The organism is Paenibacillus sp. FSL R7-0302, assembly GCF_038006885.1.
GTDB lineage: Bacteria > Bacillota > Bacilli > Paenibacillales > Paenibacillaceae > Paenibacillus_AQ.
Genome location: NZ_JBBOWB010000001.1, coordinates 1,401,339 through 1,418,313, shown reverse-complemented (window position 1 = coordinate 1,418,313; position 16,975 = coordinate 1,401,339). Strand labels below are relative to the sequence as shown.

Genomic DNA, 16,975 nt, shown 5'->3' with positions numbered 1-16,975 from the left:
TATCGTATGCGGATTGAGTTCCCTGATCAGCCGCCCCAGACGGAGATGAGCAGCGTAGCCACAACTACTGTAATCGCTCCGCCGATACGGGTGGAGATCTGTGCGAATGGCATCAGCTCCATGCGTCCCGACGCAGACAGAATGGCTACATCGCCCGTTCCGCCAAGGCCGCCGCGGCAGCCGGTAACAATGGCCGCTTCAACCGGATACATATTGACCCATTTGCCGGTAAAATAGCCGGTGATCGTCATCGCCACGATAACGGTAGCGCAAACAATAATATAAGGAAGCGAGATCAGGGCTGCAACATCCTTCAGCGGAATGTACAGCATCCCGAGGCCGACCATCAGCGGCCAGGTTAACGTACCTGATACCAGCTTGTAGAGCTGATAAGCGCCCTGCTCGATTTTGGACGGGAGCAGCTTGGAAATCTTGAGTAATGCCGCTGCGAAGATCATCAGGATCGGACCCGGAATGCCGACAAACGGCGACAGCAGGTGTCCGGTGATGAACAAGCCGCAGGCGAACAGCAGGCCCGCACCCATCAGCAGGAAGTCCGGCTTCGCGCTGTCATACGTGCTGCCCGCCAGCTTCTGGCCGTCCTTCGACTTTACGAGCACACCGTTACCGGTGATGGACGGATTTTTGTCAGCCATCCGCTTAAGCAGGCCCGCGCCGATAATCGCAAACACGTTGCCGATCACCGCCGCCGGAATCATCTGCGCCACATACGACCCTGATTCGCCGCCAAGAATCTGCGAGAACGCGATGGACAACGGGAGAATCCCTTCACCGACGCCACCGCCGATAATCGGCACGATAATGTAGAACAGCGTCCGGTGTGCGCTATAGCCGAGCAGCATCCCTACGCCCAGGCCCGCAGCCACTGCAGCGAGGGTTCCAGCCATCATCGGAATGAAAATGCGGATGAAACCGTTGATTAGTGTGGTACGGTTCATACCTGTAATACTTCCGGCTACCAGAATCGAGATATACAGGTACAGGAAATTCGATGTCTTCATTAGGGTGTTCACGGATTCGAGAACCGAAGGGTCGAGCACATTCCAGAATACCAGGAACGATGGAATCATTAACGAGAGAATCGCCGGGCCGCCGATATTCTTGAGAATCGGAAGCTTGAAGCCCAGATCACTGAGCAGCACCCCCAGTACAATAATTACTGCAAAGCCGCCGATCATGTCGTTTGGCAGTTCACCAAGCACAGATGCGGCGAAGATGATGAGTGCAAATACCACATACAATGGGAGCGGAATAACGCCTACTTTTAAATGCAGAAGCTTCTGGACGAAACCCTGTTCTCCTTGCTTCAGTACATGCTGCTGTTCCGGTACCGAAATCGGGGGTTGAATTGCTTTTTGCATGTTAACCTTACCTCCTTAACTCTTTTACAAATTCATCATAGCTGCTTTGTAAGCGCTTTTGTTTTTATGAAAGTAATAAAGGGGTTTTGTAAATTATTAAAGTAAGCGCTATCAGGAGAGGGAGCTGGGGGACGCTGGGATTAGTGGGGATTAGTAGAGTGGATTGTAGAGTGGGATTGTAGAGTGGGTTAGTACAGCGCATTAGTGTAGAGAATTAGTAAAGAGCATTGGTAGAGGGCAGTGGTAGGAGCATTGTTGGTAAATGATATTAGTAGAGTGCTCCACTTGGTCGAATCTGACTATAGTTGCTGGGGAGGACGTAGATGAAGTCGGGTAGGGTCAGATGGAAACAGGTAGTATCAGGGGGAGGCAGGTAACATAGTTAGTATCAGGGAGTTGCAGACGTAGCCTGATTACATCAGGTGCATTAGTGCTCTTCATTTTGGCTTACCACTGACTTTTGGCTGATTCAGGCGCATTTGTGCTCTTCATTTTCGCTGAACGCCGACTTTTGGCTGATGTCAGGTGCATTAGTGCTCTTCATTTTCGCTGGACGCCGACTTTTGGCTGATTCAAAGGGATTTATCCCTCTCATTTCGGCTCCCCACCCCACTTTTGGCTGATTCAAAGGGATTTTTCCCTTTCGTTTCCCCATCCAGCCCACTTTCGACCAAATCAAAGGGATTTATCCCTTTCATTTCACCTCCCAGCCCGCTTCCGCTCTCTGCGCAATACAAAAAGCTCCGCCGCAGGTTGCACGGCAGGAGCTCAAGAAATAGTTAGTTATACTCTTACGCACTCAAATATACTTAGTAATCAATCCCTTACCGTTCGGAGCGAGCCGGTATTTCTGCACAGGCCTGCCGATGCTGCCGTAGACGAGGTCCATCTCCAGCACTCCCATCTCCGTTAGCCCGATCAGATATTTGCCGGCGGAGACCCGGGAGATGCCGGATACCGCCGAGATCTCCTCAGCCGAGAACAATTCGCTGCCGCAGGCCTCGACGGCACGCCAGATCGTCTGGAGCGTCTGACGGGTGAAGCCCTTGGCCAGCTCCTGCGAGGACGTCCGTTCCTGCTTGAACCGGGACAGCCTGTCCAGCTCCGACTGGTTCAGCCGCTCCTGGCTGCGGAACAGCTTGTTCTGCTCCCTGTATCCATTAAGCGCGGCCCGGAGCCTGGAGAATTCAAACGGCTTAATCAAGTAGTCCACCGCCCCGTTCTGCAGCGCTTCCTGAATGCTCTCCTTGTCACTCGCCGCCGAAATCACGATGACATCGATCTTCACACCCCTGCGCCGGATCTCGGACAGCAGCTCCAGCCCGTTGCTCTCCTTCATGTAAATATCCAGCAGAATCAGGTCATAGGCCTGCTTCTCCAGCATACCCAGCACTTCTTCCGCCGAACTGGCCCAGCCATCGGCACGGAAGCCCTCCACCTGCTGCACATAAAACTTATTCATCTCCGATACCATAGGATCATCTTCAACGATAAGTACTTTTATCATAATCGTTATCACCACTCTTCATGGGCTATCCACCCTTTTCATGATTAATTTAATTCTTCGCTCTATACGGAATCTGCACCGTGAATTCGGTGCCTTCCCCTTCCAGGCTGTCATACGTAATCGTCCCGCCCAGCTTGTCTACACTTCGCCGCACCAGATACAGCCCTACGCCCCGGTCTCCGCCTTTGGTCGAATAGCCCTGCTCAAACAGGTGATCTCCATTCTCCGCCGATATGCCCGTCCCGTTATCACTGACCTTAAGGGTAAGCAGGTTGTCCTTATGCCGGAACCCCATCTCGATCTGCTTGTTGTCCGCGCCTTGGAGCGCCTCCAGCGCATTGTCCAGAAGGTTACCCGCGATCGTGACCAGCTCCCGCGCCACCTCGTGATCCGCCGCTTCAGGCAGCAACCCATCATCCCGGATAACCAGCCGCACATCGGCCTCCCTGATTCTGCTGAGCTTGCCGAGCAGGAAGCCGACCATCACCGGGTCTTTGACCAGCCGGACTACTGAATCCGCCTCTGTCTGGATGCTCTGTACAATATCCGTCAGATATTCTTCCAGCCGGTCGTACCGCCGCATCGTATTCAGCCCCATAATGACATGCAGCTTGTTCATGAACTCATGGGTCTGGGCACGCAGTGCCTCGGCGTACAGGGAGATGCCGGAGAGCCGCTCCATCAGAATACTGATCTCGGTCTTGTCCCGGAACGTGGCAATAGCCCCTTCGATGATTCCGTTCACCCGGACCGGAACCACATTCACCAGCAGCGTAATGCCGCTCTGCTCCACTTCCTTATCCTGCAGGGCTTCACCGGTATCCAGCACCTTCTCCATCCGCAGCAGCGGCCAAAACTGCCCGGCCTGCTTACCTACCGGGTCCTGGCTCAAGCCGACGCTGTTCATCAGCCTGCGGGCCTCGGCATTCACCAGGGTAATCCGCGATTCCTTATCGACGGCCAGAATGCCCTCCTTGGTCGATTGCAGCATGGCGCTGCGCTCCTCCAGCAATTTGGCGATTTCTCCAGGCTCCATGCCGAACATCATCCGCTTGATTTTGCGGGCGAGCAGAATGGCACCGAATATCCCCATCAGCCCGCCGACCAGGATGCCTGAATAGATAATCCAGCGGTTCTGCTGTACGGCGGAACGGACGCTGCCAAGCGATATGCCTACAGCTACTGCTCCAACCTGCTTGCCGTCAGCGGCGTAGATCGGTGAGAACGCTCTCACAGAATAACCAAGCGAGCCTTCAGCCACGGATATGGTCTCCTTGCCGTGCAGTGCGTCTGCCTCATCCCCGCCCATGAAGTGCTTGCCGATCAGCTTGGGATCGGGGTGGGAACGGCGAATCCCCCGCATGTCCATCACCACCACGAACTGGACATCATTAATCGCGCTGATGTCGGTTGCATAACGCTGAATGCTGCCGGAATCGGACTCTGCAAGCAGCCCGTCCACCACCCCCGGTGTACGCGAGACCGTGCGGGCAATCGTGATGGCCTTGTTCTCCAGAGAAGCCCGGGCTTCTTCGGAGAATCTCATGCCGAACATTACATACACAATCAGCAGCACCAGCACGACGATGCCGCAGGTCATCAGGGTGATGGCGGTCTGAAGGCGTAATCTTTTTGTACCAATTCTCACATTACTCCACCTTCAGGAAATTTTTCTCGATTATAACGCAAAAGTATTCAAAGCGCGATATTCACAATTCAAAGTAAATTTGGCTAGGACTCCGCAATCACAGACTGGTTACGCCCTCTGCTCTTCGCCAGATACAAGGCCTGATCCGCCTTCACAAGCAGTTCCGTAAGGTCAGCGGCATGGGAAGGGTAGTGGGCAATTCCCTGTGAAACCGTAAGCCTCGCCGCAATCGGCCCCTGGCTCCGCTCAACCGCAAGACGGATTCGCTCAGCAGCGCTGAAGGCTTCAGCAGGCGTGGTCCGGGCCAGCAGAATAACAAATTCTTCCCCGCCGTAGCGGTAACAGATATCATCCGGGCGAAGCGAGGTTACGATGACCCGGACAACATGCTTCAGAACCTCATCACCCAGGTTATGGCCGTAAGTGTCATTGACGAGCTTGAATTTATCTATATCCAGCATCACCAGCGAGAAGGGAGCACCGGAGCTTATCCGCTGGTTAATCGTATGTTCCAGGGATCTGCGGTTCATCAGACCGGTCAGCACATCCGTTGCAGCTTCATGGGTCAACTGCTCAGTCTGCTGCTGGATATTGGCCAAGGCAAGTGACACCCCGTCTGTCAGTAAGTACGCCTCCCGGCTCCAATACCGCCTCGCTTCCTGCAGCTCTATCTGCTCCTTGCCCATTTTACTTACGACATCTGCCAGATAAACGAAGGGACGTGCAAACTTGCGGGCCAGCAGAATAACCCCCAGCAGCAGGACGATGAACGGCAAGGAGGAATACCCGATCAGGATACGAAAATGCCCCATCAGCTCCTTATGAATCTGGCTAATCGGGGAGACGACCACAATGCCCCAGCCATTGGCGGGAACACTCGAATAACCCGCCAGCATCTCGATGCCGCGGAGGTTCGTGACAGGCCGTTCTCCGCTTTGCTTATTCATCAGCTGCTGCACAACCTCGTTACTGCTGACATCCGTGCCAATCCGCGCTCTATCCGGGTGATAGACCAGATGCCCTTCAGAATCCACAATATAATAATAAGCCCCCGAATCATCCTCCTGCCCATTGTCAAAAATCTCAGACAGCACGTTATTCTCCTGAAGATAGATGGTACCGCTAAGAATTCCGGCATAGGTACCCGCAGCATCGAAGATGGGCTGGCTCAAAAATACGATTAACCGCTTGGTATTGGCAGTCAGGTAAGGGGAAGAGATATACGGCTTGCGGAGCGCTAATGCTTCCTTGCTATTCTCAGAGGTAATATGCTTGCCTGTAGTCCCTATGCTGGCAGGTGAGACATGGCGGATGAGTCCGCCGGTATCAACCATAGTGATGGAATTGAAGAAATTGCTGCTGCTGCGCATCAGATCCAGGGAATCATTCACTTCCTGAGGCGGCATAGCTTCTATGTCAGACAGCCGGGCGGCGTTGTACTCCAGAGTCCCGCGCATAGCCTGAAATAAGGAATCCATCGTCTTGGACATCCGGTCTGCATTGAGGTAATTCAGATGAAGTGTAGTTTCCATTAAGGAGCGCTTTTTGGACTCATAAGAACCAAGCAGAAGAATACTCGAAGTTAGCAGAACCACCAGCGTCACCAGACCTGTGAGCAGCGTGGTGAGACTCAGCTTTTTGCTTTGATTAACCTTACTCTTTAACCCTTTATACAAAACTGCAATCCTCCTTGAAGCAAGAAACGCAAAGTTACACCCATCATACCGCAAATACTGATAATGTTCGACAGCGGATTTATGGCAGAACAGACGGCGAATGTCTCCCATACATAGCAGAATAAGCCCGCACAAGCGAGGCTCATCTTCAAGCAATTAATCAGGTTAAGATCAGTTTCACCCTACGCCTGCAAAATCTCATCTACCCGCGCCGATGCACCCTTCCAGGAAGTCATCAGCGGAAAAGAGTACTGCTCACGTGCCCTAAGGTTCCACGGATGCGGGATACAGAGCACCTTCTTCCCTGCCTGTACCGCAGGCAGCAGGTTATGCGGGCCGTCATCAATCAGCAGGTCGTAGCCGATCAGATGCTTCCGCTTGCAGGTGAAGAAATTGTCGGCCGGGATATACGGCATATGCTTTTGCAGCCAGTTCCATTTCTCCAGCACCGTCTTCGGGACAGCGGCCGTCACAATAATAACGTCATAGGCGTTGTGCAGCTTCTCCATCTCTTCCACCACATATTCGTCAAACAGCTCCAGCTCCTCGTAGAGGCCCGGTCTGCCGAAGAACAGATCCATGGTGCTGTCCGGATGGCGCAGATGGTCCGTGTTCCAATCCATCATATCTTCATAGCGAAGCGGATGTGTAGGAAACTCAATGTTATTGTGGTATATCGCACGCTTCACGAGATGACAGATCGTATCATCCATATCGACGGCGATGATCGGTTTGCGCATTGAATCTCCTCCAGGTTAGATTTTCATTCATTTTCATTTATTATAGGCAACCTGCAGATAGGTGTCCAGACCGGCGGGACGATGACTCAACACAAAAACACGCGTCTTACTCTGCGTAAGGCGCGCTTGTACTTGGTGTACTCAATGAATCATTGCCTATCACGATAGCCGTCAACGTCTACCTCCGTGACCGTCCCTTGAACAGGTTGACCACGAACAGAACCGCAGCGACAAAGAGCAGAAGATGAATCAGATTGCCCATGACATGAAAAATAAAACCAAACAGCCAAGCTACAATAATCAATCCGATTAATCCCCACAGCATAAGCTTACCGCCTTTCTCTTTCCGGGTTATTTGTCTCTATTTTACCCTTGTGGAGCGGGATTCAAACGGTTGTCCGGCAGTTCCGGCCAGAGGGACTGTTCTTTCATGACACCAGAGATTGCTTAATTACGGAGCGTACTGGTATACTGTTTTTAAATAATACAATTGTATTGTAAAAAGGAGACGTACCAGCCATCATGACTAACTCTTCCAGTCACCCGAAGACTCCTGCCCCGAAACTGCGGAGCAGACTGCTCAAATTCCTGTTGATCCTTGTATCTACCGTCCTATTTCTCATAGGATCTGGGTTCCTATATGAAGCCCTTTCCTCCAGCTCTGCCCGCAAAAACTATCCTGCACCAGGTCAACTGGTGGATGCCGGAGGCTATAACCTCCACATTCGCCAGTTAGGAGCAGGAGCCCCGACTATTATTCTGGAAGCAGGCAGCGGCGAAACCAGCCTGTCGTGGAGAGATATTCCTGAGAAGTTAGCTGAACATGCCACCGTTGTCACTTATGACCGGGCCGGATATGCCTGGAGTGAACAGGCGGATACCGAACGCACCGGTGCCAACATTGTCCGCGAACTTCATACGGCACTTCAGAATGCCGGCCTTCCCGGGCCGTATCTGATGGTCGGACACTCGCTTGGCGGCATGTACGCCCGTCTATTCACCCAGACTTACCCGGAGGAAGTAGCCGGGCTGGTGCTGATTGATGCCCGGCCCGAGAATGACGACCGGGAGACGAAGCCGATTCTGGAGGCCGAGCATTATACCGGCAACCCCTCCGCTTCCATGCTGGCACTGTTCAAGCGCTCCGGTGTGCTTCGGCTGTTCCAGGACCAGCTGCTCAGTGGACTGGTCGCGGAACAGGACCGGGCACAGTTCATTAACGTTATTTCCACGCCTGCCTATTTCGCTGCCAAGGAGCAGGAAGCAGCGCTGGCAAGCTCTACCGAGGACGCGATCCGTGGACAGCACTTCGGCTTCGGCGCACTCCCGGTGAAGGTGATCGCCCGTGGCCAGCCTCAGGACTACGCCGCCTTCGGGATTTCCGGGGAAGGCGGCCGCAGGCTCGAAGCCATCTGGCAGGAGGGCCAGCGTAATATGCTGAAGCTCTCTTCCAATAGTGAGCTTATTGTCGCCGAGAAGAGCGGGCATATGGTCATTCATGACCAGCCGGAGCTGGTCGTCCAGACCATCCGCAGGATGCTTGCCGCAGGGAAGTGACCTTGATTGCAGCAAATTGTATTCAGCATGACATCTCAAGCTGCATTCATTATGGGTACATCGGCTTGATTACATTCCAGTTAGCATGCATAGACAAGGTTACCGGGGAACAGCCCTTGGGCATCAGAATGCCAAGTCCATAGCTATGCTCGAATTGTAATGCATAGTACTGCTTCTGAAGATCTTCCCACAGACGGTGCACGCCGAAGTCGTCTTGCATAGCCGCAATATCATGGAACAGAATAACACCTTGATCCGCCAGCTTCGGCAGCCAGGACTCATAATCATGCTTAACCGCCTCATAGGTGTGAAGGCCGTCAATATGCAGCAGGTCGATGCTTGAATCCGGGAATACATGCAATGCCTCATCGAAGGGCATGCGCAATAGGCGGGAGATTCCAGGGTAATAGGTGCTTGACGAAGATTGTACCGACTGATAAATAGATTCATCATAGAGCCCTGAATGCTTGTCGCCTACCCATGTATCGACTGCATAACACTCCGTTGCAAGCCCATGATCCTTAACCGCCTGACAGAAGGCGAAGTGGGATGCCCCGTAATAGGTCCCTAATTCTACGATCTTGCCAGGCAGCAAATGAAGGACCAGATCATAAGCGAACCGGCGGTGTCCTTCCCAGGCGGTATACCAATGCGTCCCCTGCTCATCCGTTTCAAAAACAGGACTTCTGCTATTCCATACATTCATGTGTACACCTCCTGACGCAATCATATCTCGGCTCACGCCTGCGTAACTTCTAGATATGAGCCAGTGTATTCGAAAGTAGAAAGATTGGAATACGCAGTTGTCCGCCAAATCCGCTAAAACTACCAGATAGTCCGGATTGCGCACGAAAAAACGGTACAAACCAAAGCTCAATTTTGAATGAGCATCTAGTCTGTACCGCTTAAGTTCCATTTCAAGTCACTTCGCCTACAGGGTGCTGCTTAGTCCTCCAGCTCATACACCTGCGTGACGATCTTGTAGCCGTCCACGGTCTGCTCCGCTGCTGCCAGCTTCGAGACCCGGCGCTCCAGCACATCACTCGCGTAGACCGCCCCGGCCTTGAAGGAAGGGGTCACTTTAAGCTCAGCCGCTTCTGCGCCCAGATTGTACCAGCGGGCCACGAGATCGCCCGTCTCCTCGGATAGCTTCAGGGTGGAGAAGGCCAGCGGGGAAGCTTCGGCATTCCAGCTTAGCCACTGGCCGGATACCGGCAGAGCCATTCCGCCTGCATGCGGACGTCCATTGACGGCCGGTACGCGTGCAGCCGGGCCTTGGGTCTGAAGGACCGTCCATGGAATCTGGTATTGGTAAGCCTGGGCATACGCACCGGATACAGCGCCGTCACCAGTGTAAGGGATGATTGCATATTCTACGCTCTGCTCGCCCAGGCACTGGGCCTCCGGTGTCTCGAACACCCCCCAGTCTCCCAGCTCAGAGGAGGAGCGCAGCAGGGTCACGGCAATCGTGTTCTTCCCGTCCAGCAGAACCTCGTATTCATTCAGGCCTTTGTTCGCCACGGCAAGTCCATGGACTCCGTCTGCTACGCTGACGAATACCTGCTGATGCTGGGCGTTGCTCGGATTGATCCACTCCGCCGCAGGCTGGTTACTGCGTCTGGCCACCTCGAAGACGGAGTCCGCATAGTGATGATCCGCTTCGAGTCCTGTAGGGAACAAGGCTCTGAGCCGCTGATCCTTGGTCTGGTTATTGAAGCGGGTTCTGACCTGGAGCATTCCGCTTCCGGCTTCCAGCGTGTAATGGGTTGTCAGTACAAGCGGAACCATCTGCTCCGAACGCCCGGCCTTGCGCTCTGTGAACGGAACCATCTCCTGCTTCTCGGTGAGGAAGGTCTCATCTGCGCTGGCCGGAACTTCCCAGCGCAGCACCGTCTCCATCACCACACGCGACGGAGACTGCTCCTTGACTGTAATCTCAGCCGTCAAGCCTTCGGTGGTCAGCACCTCACTGCCTTCCGGATGACGGTAGACATACTCATTTCCGATGTCACCGGTATTTTCGTAGGCATTCAGTCCGGCATAGACCGCACCTGACTGCTTGTCTGTAACGGTCACGGTACCATTATCAGCAACCGCAACAATCAGCTTGGCATTCTCCATGGTGTGGCCCTGGACATGTACACTATCCAGCACGGCTGCTTCCGCACCGGCGGCAGCGGCAGCGGGAACCATAGCATACGTACGGTACCCAAGCGCAGCCACCTCCGCTGCCGGGAAGCTCATCCGCACCTTACGCGCCATATAAGGCTGGCGGAAGCGGTCCTTGGGCAGCTCATACCCGAAGTGAACCCCGAGATCCTCAATCTGGGCCGGATAGACTTTGCCTTCTTCGTCCATAACCTGCCATTCGCCCAGCGGCTCCTGCTTCAGCTCCCGTGCAAGCCCCTGCGGGGTTGGGCCTTGAGGGAAATATTTTTTCGCCGTAATCAGCTCCACCGTCACACTGCCGCTTCTCGCCCAGCCACTTGTATTGAATACGGTGAACGGAACGGCTTCCGGTCCCCAGGCCGCTACTCCTGCCACATCAATGGCTTCAGTAAGCGCAGACGCGCTCTGCGCGGCAATCGCCTCAGCCATCTGGCTGCTCTTGGCGAACCGGGTCACCATCTCGCGGTGTACCTCGTCCACACTGCAGCCGCAGATGCTGTCATGCGGATGGTTCTGCATCAGCGTCTTCCACGCATACGTCAGCAGCGCATGCGGATAGGCGTGTACCCCGGCCAGCGCAGCGAATGCCGCCAATGGCTCAGCCACCTTTTCCAGTAGGGTCTGGCCGGATTGGTTCAACTGCTTCAGATATACCCGCGAGGATGCCGTATTGACCAGTGTCCCCCATCCATCCGTATGCTGGCTGCGCAGCTCGCCCTCCACTGTCACCAGATCGCCTGGAAGATTATTCTCCAGCGCCTTCAGATATTCGTCGAAGTTGGAATGCACGAACTCTACGTCGGGATACAGGCTGGAGGCGGTGCGGATGGCCTCGGACAGATCCGTCTGGATCGGCTGATGATCACACCCGTTCATGAACAGCAGATGCGGAGTAGAAGCGAACTTCCCGGCGTCTGCGAGATTCTTGTCCCAATAAGCCTTGGCGGCCACCGGATCGGCCGGAACCTCCATCCCGTTGCAATACCAGTTGGCGAATAGCACGCCCAGCACCTCCGAGCCGTCCGGCGAACGCCAGATCATCTCGGAATAAGGAGACTCGTAGGTATCGTTCTCGCTGACTTCATTATTGAAGCCTGTCGGCTTCACGCCGCGTCCGAAGATGGCATTCGTAATTCCGGCCTGCTGAAGAATCTGCGGCGCCTGGCCCATATTGCCGAAGGAATCGGGGAAATAGCCCGTTTTGGAGATGACTCCGAAGGGCTTGGCATCCATATGCCCGATCAGCAGGTTGCGCAGATTCGCCTCCCCGCTGGTCAGGAACTCGTCCTGGAGCACGTACCACGGACCGAAATGAATGCGTCCTTCACGGATATAGCGGTCCAGCCGTTCTCTCTGCTCCGGACGGACCTGCAGATAATCCTCGCGGATAATCGTCTGTCCGTCCAGGTGGAAATAACGGTACTCCGGGTCTTGATCCAGCGTATCCAGCAGCTTGTCCATCAGTTCAATCAATAACAGATGGTGATGTTCATAAGGCATATACCATTCGCGGTCCCAGTGGGTGTGCGAGATGATATGCGCCTTTTTGTGCTTAGTCATAGGGGGAATCCTCCATTATCCTTTTGTCGCTCCGCCCATGCTGAACCCTTTGGACATATACCGCTGGGAGAACATATACAGCACTACGGAAGGCATCGTATAGAGCAGTGAGAAGGCAGCCAGTCTGCCATATTCGACCATGCCGTGGCTGCCAAAGAATTGATAGATTGTGACCGAGGCCGGCAGCTTCTCCGGTGTCTGGAGCAGAATATACGGCACGAAGAAGTTGCCCCAACTGCCTGAGAAGGTGAAAATCGCAATCGTTGCGATACCCGGAAGCATGAGCGGGGCAACGATCCTTCTTAATCCGCCCCATACCGAGGCTCCGTCGATCCAAGCTGCTTCCTCCAGATCAATTGGCACGGAGTCCATGAAGCTCTTCATCATCCAGATGCCATACGGAAGGGAAGATGAAGTGAGGAAGAGCATGGTAGCGAAGATTGAATTCTGTAATTTGAAGAACAGGAACATTTGAAATACCGGAACCATGACAGCCGTAATCGGCAGCGCCGTCATGAACAGGATGCTGAGCAGAAAGCTTTTTTTGAAACGCATCTCATAACGGGATAAGGGATAGGCAGCCAGTACGGATGCAAGGACGACCAGTGTCGCCTGACCTCCGGAGAGAATGACACCCACGCCGAACGAGCGCAGATTGCCGCTGTCTCCGAGCACTGCCGAGAAGTTATCCAGCGTGAAATTGGGGAACCTTATACCCTGCTGGGCATTTGTATCAAACGAAGCGAGCAGAATCCAGAATAACGGCAGCAGGAAGCAGAGTCCCAGAACCACCAGAATGCCGTATTGTATATTACGTTGAAGCCTATGCTTGACCACAGTGATGCACCTCCTTCAGGGTTAGACCTTGACTTTCATTGATTTCATGTAGAACAAGCTTGCAACAATTCCGATCACCAGCAGCACGAGTGAGATCGCGGTACCGTATCCGAATTGATAATTGACGAAGGCCTGATTGTACATAAATACCGGCAAGGTCTGAGTGGCCGTACCCGGGCCCCCTCCGGTCATCGTATAGATCAGGGTGAAGACGCCCAGCGTCTGCAATGTAACGAGCATCATGTTGGTAACGATTGAGCCTTTGACCATTGGGATGGTGATATAACTCAGAATTTTGAAGTTGCTGGCCCCGTCGATGGTGGCGGCTTCCTCGATATCTTTAGGAATCTCATCCAGTGCCGATTGATAGACCATCATCGAAAAAGCGGTCCCGTGCCAAATGTTCGCAATGATTACACTCACCATCGGGAAGCTGAACAGCCAGGAGACCGGGCTAATGCCAAACCAGCCGATGATCTGATTGAGGGACCCGTTATCACTGAAGAACGCAACCATACAGAAGGCGACTACGATCTCCGGTGTAACCCAGCCCGCAATGACAATAATGCCGATGATCCGGCGGAAGGTTACATTCTTCTCCTTCATTAACAAGGCCAGAATGAAGCCGAGCACGACCTGGCCGATGACCGCTGAGAAAATCAGAAAGACCAAGGTTCTTAAGACGCTGATCCGGAAATCCGGGTCCTGGAACATGTTGGTGAAATTCTGGAACCCGATGAATTGCAGGTTACGGGCGGCACTCCCCGTCAAGGCCATATTGGTAAAGGCAAAGCAAATCGTTAGAATAATCGGTACGATAAAGAATATAAGCAGCAGCAAGACAGAAGGCGACAGAAATAAAAATGCGCCCCGCGACTTTCTTTTCATAGGTCACTCCCCCTCCAAATCCGAAAGAGGAGAATCGCTTCTCCTCTAAGTCCGAATTCTCAAATCCTCTATTTAACTTCTACTTTATCTTCGCCAAGCGAGCGGGCTACGTTATCCTTCAACTGCTTCACGCCATCTTCCGGTGTAAGCTTGCCGGATGCAATGCTCTCTACAATGCTCTGAAGCTGTGCGGATACGGTAGCATACTGATCATTGGCCGGACGGAATTTCGCCACTTCCAGCAAGGCCTGCGCTTCCGCCGTAAACGTACGGTCCGTATAGCCTGCTACATCCACGGAATCGTTACGCGGGCTCAAGTTGCCCTCTGCTACTACGCGTCCTGTAGCATTCTCCTGATTCATCAGGAATTCAAGGAATTTCCACGCCGCTTCCTTGTGCTGCGATTGCGCCGGAATCGACCAGGCCCAGCCGCCGGACATGGTGATGGCCCCAGGGGCTTGACCGTTCTGCGTCGGGAACGGGGCGAAGCCCATCTTCTCTGCTACATTTGCAATTGGAGCCGCGCCGTTCTCGAACCAGGTCGATCCTGCCCAGCTTCCATCCACCGCCATAGCCAGCTTGCCTTGCGGAAAGAGCTGCTGGAAGGCAATGCTGCCGGCTTGTCCGTTAAGGGCAACCTGCATCGTTGGTCCTGTTTTATCCACATTGAATACCTGATTGATGAATTTGAAGGAGTCGAGCAGACCCGGGCTGTTGACCACCCATTTCTTCGTTTGGTCATTATAGAGCGTGTCGTTCGTTCCATACAGCAGCATTTCCAGGGTCTGCATGGTTACGCCTTCTCCGCTGGACTTGCCCACGATCATATTCAGCGGGGTTACACCCGGCAGCTTATCTTTAATGGTACGCGCTGCTTCCAGGACCTCATCCCAGGTAGCAGGTTTAAATGGCACCGGCAATCCCGCTTGCGCCAGCAACTCTTTGTTATACCAGATTCCCCGGGTATCGGAGGTGGCCGGAACGCCGTAGACTTTGCCGTCTTCACCGGTTACCCCTTCTTTGAGGTTCTCAATGAACTTGTCCTTCCAGTCACTCCAGCCTGCAACCTGTGTATCGAGCGGCTCCAGATAACCAGCTGCCGCATCCGACTTGATGATCGAGGTGTCTTCTGCCACAATATCCGGCGCTGTATCAGGAGACTTCATCTGCAGTACGATCTTGGAGGTATAGTCCCCCTCACTGGCCAGTACCGGAGCGATATTAATCTTAATATCCGGGTTCGCGGTTTCGAATTTCTCAATCAGCCCGGATTTGAAATATTTGGCCAATGTGTCTTCTGAGCCTGACGAACGGAAGGTAATGGTGACTTCTTCCTTGCCTCCGGCATTTCCCGAACCCGCATTGGAATTGCCGCTTGAACAGGCCGTTGTCAACAGAAGAAGGGAAGCCATGGCCGCTGTCATCGTTACTTTTAATTTATTTGTTTTCATTTGTCCTTGCCCCTTTGTTTGTGGTTTCATAACGCTTTCATAAAAGCTTCAGAAAGAACGGCTAAGCCGTTTCTTCCTCAGATCAAACCAATACCAGAGCTACTTCAATACCCGGAAACCGCAATAATCCATAATCAGTTCACTGAACAGCATATTCGACCAGGAGAACCATGGACGGGTGAACTGTGAAGCATCCTCCACGGAGAAGCCTTCATGGGTCAGGCCGGTTCCGGCATCCGTGTCTTGAATGAGCTGGAGTAAGCGCGCTTTCTCGCTGCGTTCCGGGGAAGTCAGGCCCTGCATCGACAATGCGATGTGCCAGATATAACCCTCCGGGGTATGCGGGCTTCCGATGCCTTCCGCCGCGCGTCCTTTATAGTAATAAGGGTTATCCTCACTCAGAATGAACTTCCGGGTATTCCGGTACACCTCGTCACTCTCGTCGGTGTAGCCCAGATACGGCAGGGACAGCAGGCTTGGAACATTGGCATCATCCATCAGATTGTAGTGGCCCAGCCCATCCGTCTCATAAGCATAGATTCTCCCATATACGGGATGATTATAGATGCCATGCTCTTGTATTCCCTGATTGATCTCATCGCCCAGCTTCTTCGCGGATGCTGCAAGCTCCTGATCCCCGTAGATCTCACGGGCAATCTCTTCCAGATAACGCAGGACAACGACAGCGAACATATTGGACGGAATCAGATACCCGTATTCACAGTTATCGTCACTTGGACGGAAGCCTGACCAGGTCATCCCGGTATATGCGGTCTCACTGCCTTTGCCTTCTCTGGCCAGTGTGTCCGTAAGCGGGGCATCCAGACGCTGGAAGGTATACGGGGACTTGGTCTCATGATGCTGCTCCACTCTCCACAGCTTCAGGATCGCAAAGGCAGCCCGGCGGAAGGTCTCATCGAACTGCGTGACACAGCCGCTATTCTTCCATAGCAGATAACTGAGCTGAATCGGATAAGCCAGCGAATCGATCTCATATTTGCGTTCCCAGATCCATGGGCTCATCTCGGTCAGATCCGATTGATGTCCGTGGCCGTTCGCCGTTTCATTGAAAGCATTGGCGTACGGATCAAGCAGGATATAATTCATCTGCCGCTTCACCAGCCCCGCGATCATCGCTTCCATCCCCGGGTCCTCGGCGGCAAGCAGCAGATACGGGCGAACCTGCGCCGCGGAATCACGCAGCCACATAGCTGGTATATCACCTGTTATAACAAAAGTGGTCCCGTCCGCTTTTGGCGAAATCGTGGTACCAATAGTATTGATGATGCAGTCCTCGAACATCTTCGCCAGCTTGGAAGAGTCTGGAAGCTCTCTCTGTACCTTCTCGATCAAATCATGGACGGACTTTGGAATTACATTCTGCAGTTTCAAGGTTGTATGTTGCACCTCCAAATAGTATATATCAATATTTCAAACGCTTTCATCATAGTAAACAAATACTATCAATATGTCAATATATTATTGGTATATTTATAGACTATAATGATCTAATAGTATAAATAGTATGTTCAGTAATGTTATTTCTATGTATGGGGAAAT

The 16,975-nt window shown here is 53.2% G+C and carries 13 protein-coding genes; 1 reads left to right on the top strand and 12 read right to left on the bottom strand.

From position 1 onward, the window contains the following. Positions 1-26 precede the first annotated feature (26 nt). From MKY96_RS06030 to MKY96_RS06005, 6 genes are all read right to left on the bottom strand, one after another. Positions 27-1,382, bottom strand: coding sequence for a 2-hydroxycarboxylate transporter family protein (locus MKY96_RS06030; protein ID WP_340939172.1), 1,356 nt, complete (start codon positions 1,380-1,382; stop codon positions 27-29). A 799-nt stretch (positions 1,383-2,181) separates the two neighbouring features. Further along, positions 2,182-2,889, bottom strand: a complete 708-nt coding sequence (locus tag MKY96_RS06025) for a response regulator (protein WP_076084170.1) — start codon at positions 2,887-2,889, stop codon at positions 2,182-2,184. Between the two features lie 49 nt (positions 2,890-2,938). Beyond that, the gene (dcuS, locus tag MKY96_RS06020) at positions 2,939-4,537 is read right to left on the bottom strand and encodes a DcuS/MalK family sensor histidine kinase (protein WP_340939171.1); all 1,599 of its coding nucleotides are present in this window, start codon (positions 4,535-4,537) and stop codon (positions 2,939-2,941) included. Positions 4,538-4,620: 83 nt separating this feature from the next. After that, entirely contained in the window at positions 4,621-6,213 is a 1,593-nt protein-coding gene (locus tag MKY96_RS06015; protein WP_340939170.1) for a sensor domain-containing diguanylate cyclase, read from the bottom strand. 182 nt (positions 6,214-6,395) lie between these two features. Beyond that, entirely contained in the window at positions 6,396-6,953 is a 558-nt protein-coding gene (locus MKY96_RS06010) for a 5' nucleotidase, NT5C type (protein WP_340939169.1), read from the bottom strand. 178 nt (positions 6,954-7,131) lie between these two features. After that, complete coding sequence (locus tag MKY96_RS06005; RefSeq protein ID WP_340939168.1) at positions 7,132-7,278, bottom strand: lmo0937 family membrane protein; 147 nt, start codon at positions 7,276-7,278, stop codon at positions 7,132-7,134. Positions 7,279-7,475: 197 nt separating this feature from the next. Between MKY96_RS06005 and MKY96_RS06000 the strand changes: the two genes are divergently transcribed. Further along, the gene (locus tag MKY96_RS06000) at positions 7,476-8,510 is read left to right on the top strand and encodes an alpha/beta fold hydrolase (protein ID WP_340939167.1); all 1,035 of its coding nucleotides are present in this window, start codon (positions 7,476-7,478) and stop codon (positions 8,508-8,510) included. 49 nt (positions 8,511-8,559) lie between these two features. Here the strand turns inward: MKY96_RS06000 and MKY96_RS05995 are convergent, their stop codons facing one another. The 6 genes from MKY96_RS05995 to MKY96_RS05970 all read right to left on the bottom strand — a co-directional run bounded on the left by MKY96_RS05995 (position 8,560) and on the right by MKY96_RS05970 (position 16,768). Then, positions 8,560-9,216, bottom strand: coding sequence for a class I SAM-dependent methyltransferase (locus MKY96_RS05995; RefSeq protein WP_340939166.1), 657 nt, complete (start codon positions 9,214-9,216; stop codon positions 8,560-8,562). A gap of 239 nt (positions 9,217-9,455) precedes the next feature. Then, a complete protein-coding gene (locus tag MKY96_RS05990) occupies positions 9,456-12,239 on the bottom strand; it encodes an alpha-mannosidase (protein ID WP_340939165.1) in 2,784 nt (927 codons plus the stop codon). A gap of 15 nt (positions 12,240-12,254) precedes the next feature. Continuing rightward, complete coding sequence (locus MKY96_RS05985; RefSeq protein WP_076084152.1) at positions 12,255-13,076, bottom strand: carbohydrate ABC transporter permease; 822 nt, start codon at positions 13,074-13,076, stop codon at positions 12,255-12,257. Positions 13,077-13,097: 21 nt separating this feature from the next. After that, entirely contained in the window at positions 13,098-13,964 is an 867-nt protein-coding gene (locus tag MKY96_RS05980) for a carbohydrate ABC transporter permease (protein WP_076084149.1), read from the bottom strand. A gap of 68 nt (positions 13,965-14,032) precedes the next feature. Further along, positions 14,033-15,415: an extracellular solute-binding protein gene (locus MKY96_RS05975; protein ID WP_340939163.1), complete on the bottom strand. Its 1,383-nt coding sequence runs from the start codon at positions 15,413-15,415 to the stop codon at positions 14,033-14,035. A 99-nt stretch (positions 15,416-15,514) separates the two neighbouring features. Continuing rightward, a complete protein-coding gene (locus MKY96_RS05970; RefSeq protein ID WP_340939161.1) occupies positions 15,515-16,768 on the bottom strand; it encodes a glycoside hydrolase family 125 protein in 1,254 nt (417 codons plus the stop codon). Positions 16,769-16,975 lie beyond the last annotated feature (207 nt).

Bases quoted from the DNA above. Each gene is read 5' to 3' on its own strand.
- MKY96_RS06030 (WP_340939172.1), bottom strand. From the start codon at position 1,382: ATGCAAAAAGCAATTCAACCCCCGATTTCGGTACCGGAACAGCAGCAT.
- MKY96_RS06025 (WP_076084170.1), bottom strand. From the start codon at position 2,889: ATGATAAAAGTACTTATCGTTGAAGATGATCCTATGGTATCGGAGATG.
- MKY96_RS06010 (WP_340939169.1), bottom strand. From the start codon at position 6,953: ATGCGCAAACCGATCATCGCCGTCGATATGGATGATACGATCTGTCAT.
- MKY96_RS06005 (WP_340939168.1), bottom strand. From the start codon at position 7,278: ATGCTGTGGGGATTAATCGGATTGATTATTGTAGCTTGGCTGTTTGGT.
- MKY96_RS06000 (WP_340939167.1), top strand. From the start codon at position 7,476: ATGACTAACTCTTCCAGTCACCCGAAGACTCCTGCCCCGAAACTGCGG.
- MKY96_RS05995 (WP_340939166.1), bottom strand. From the start codon at position 9,216: ATGAATGTATGGAATAGCAGAAGTCCTGTTTTTGAAACGGATGAGCAG.
- MKY96_RS05990 (WP_340939165.1), bottom strand. From the start codon at position 12,239: ATGACTAAGCACAAAAAGGCGCATATCATCTCGCACACCCACTGGGAC.
- MKY96_RS05980 (WP_076084149.1), bottom strand. From the start codon at position 13,964: ATGAAAAGAAAGTCGCGGGGCGCATTTTTATTTCTGTCGCCTTCTGTC.
- MKY96_RS05975 (WP_340939163.1), bottom strand. From the start codon at position 15,415: ATGAAAACAAATAAATTAAAAGTAACGATGACAGCGGCCATGGCTTCC.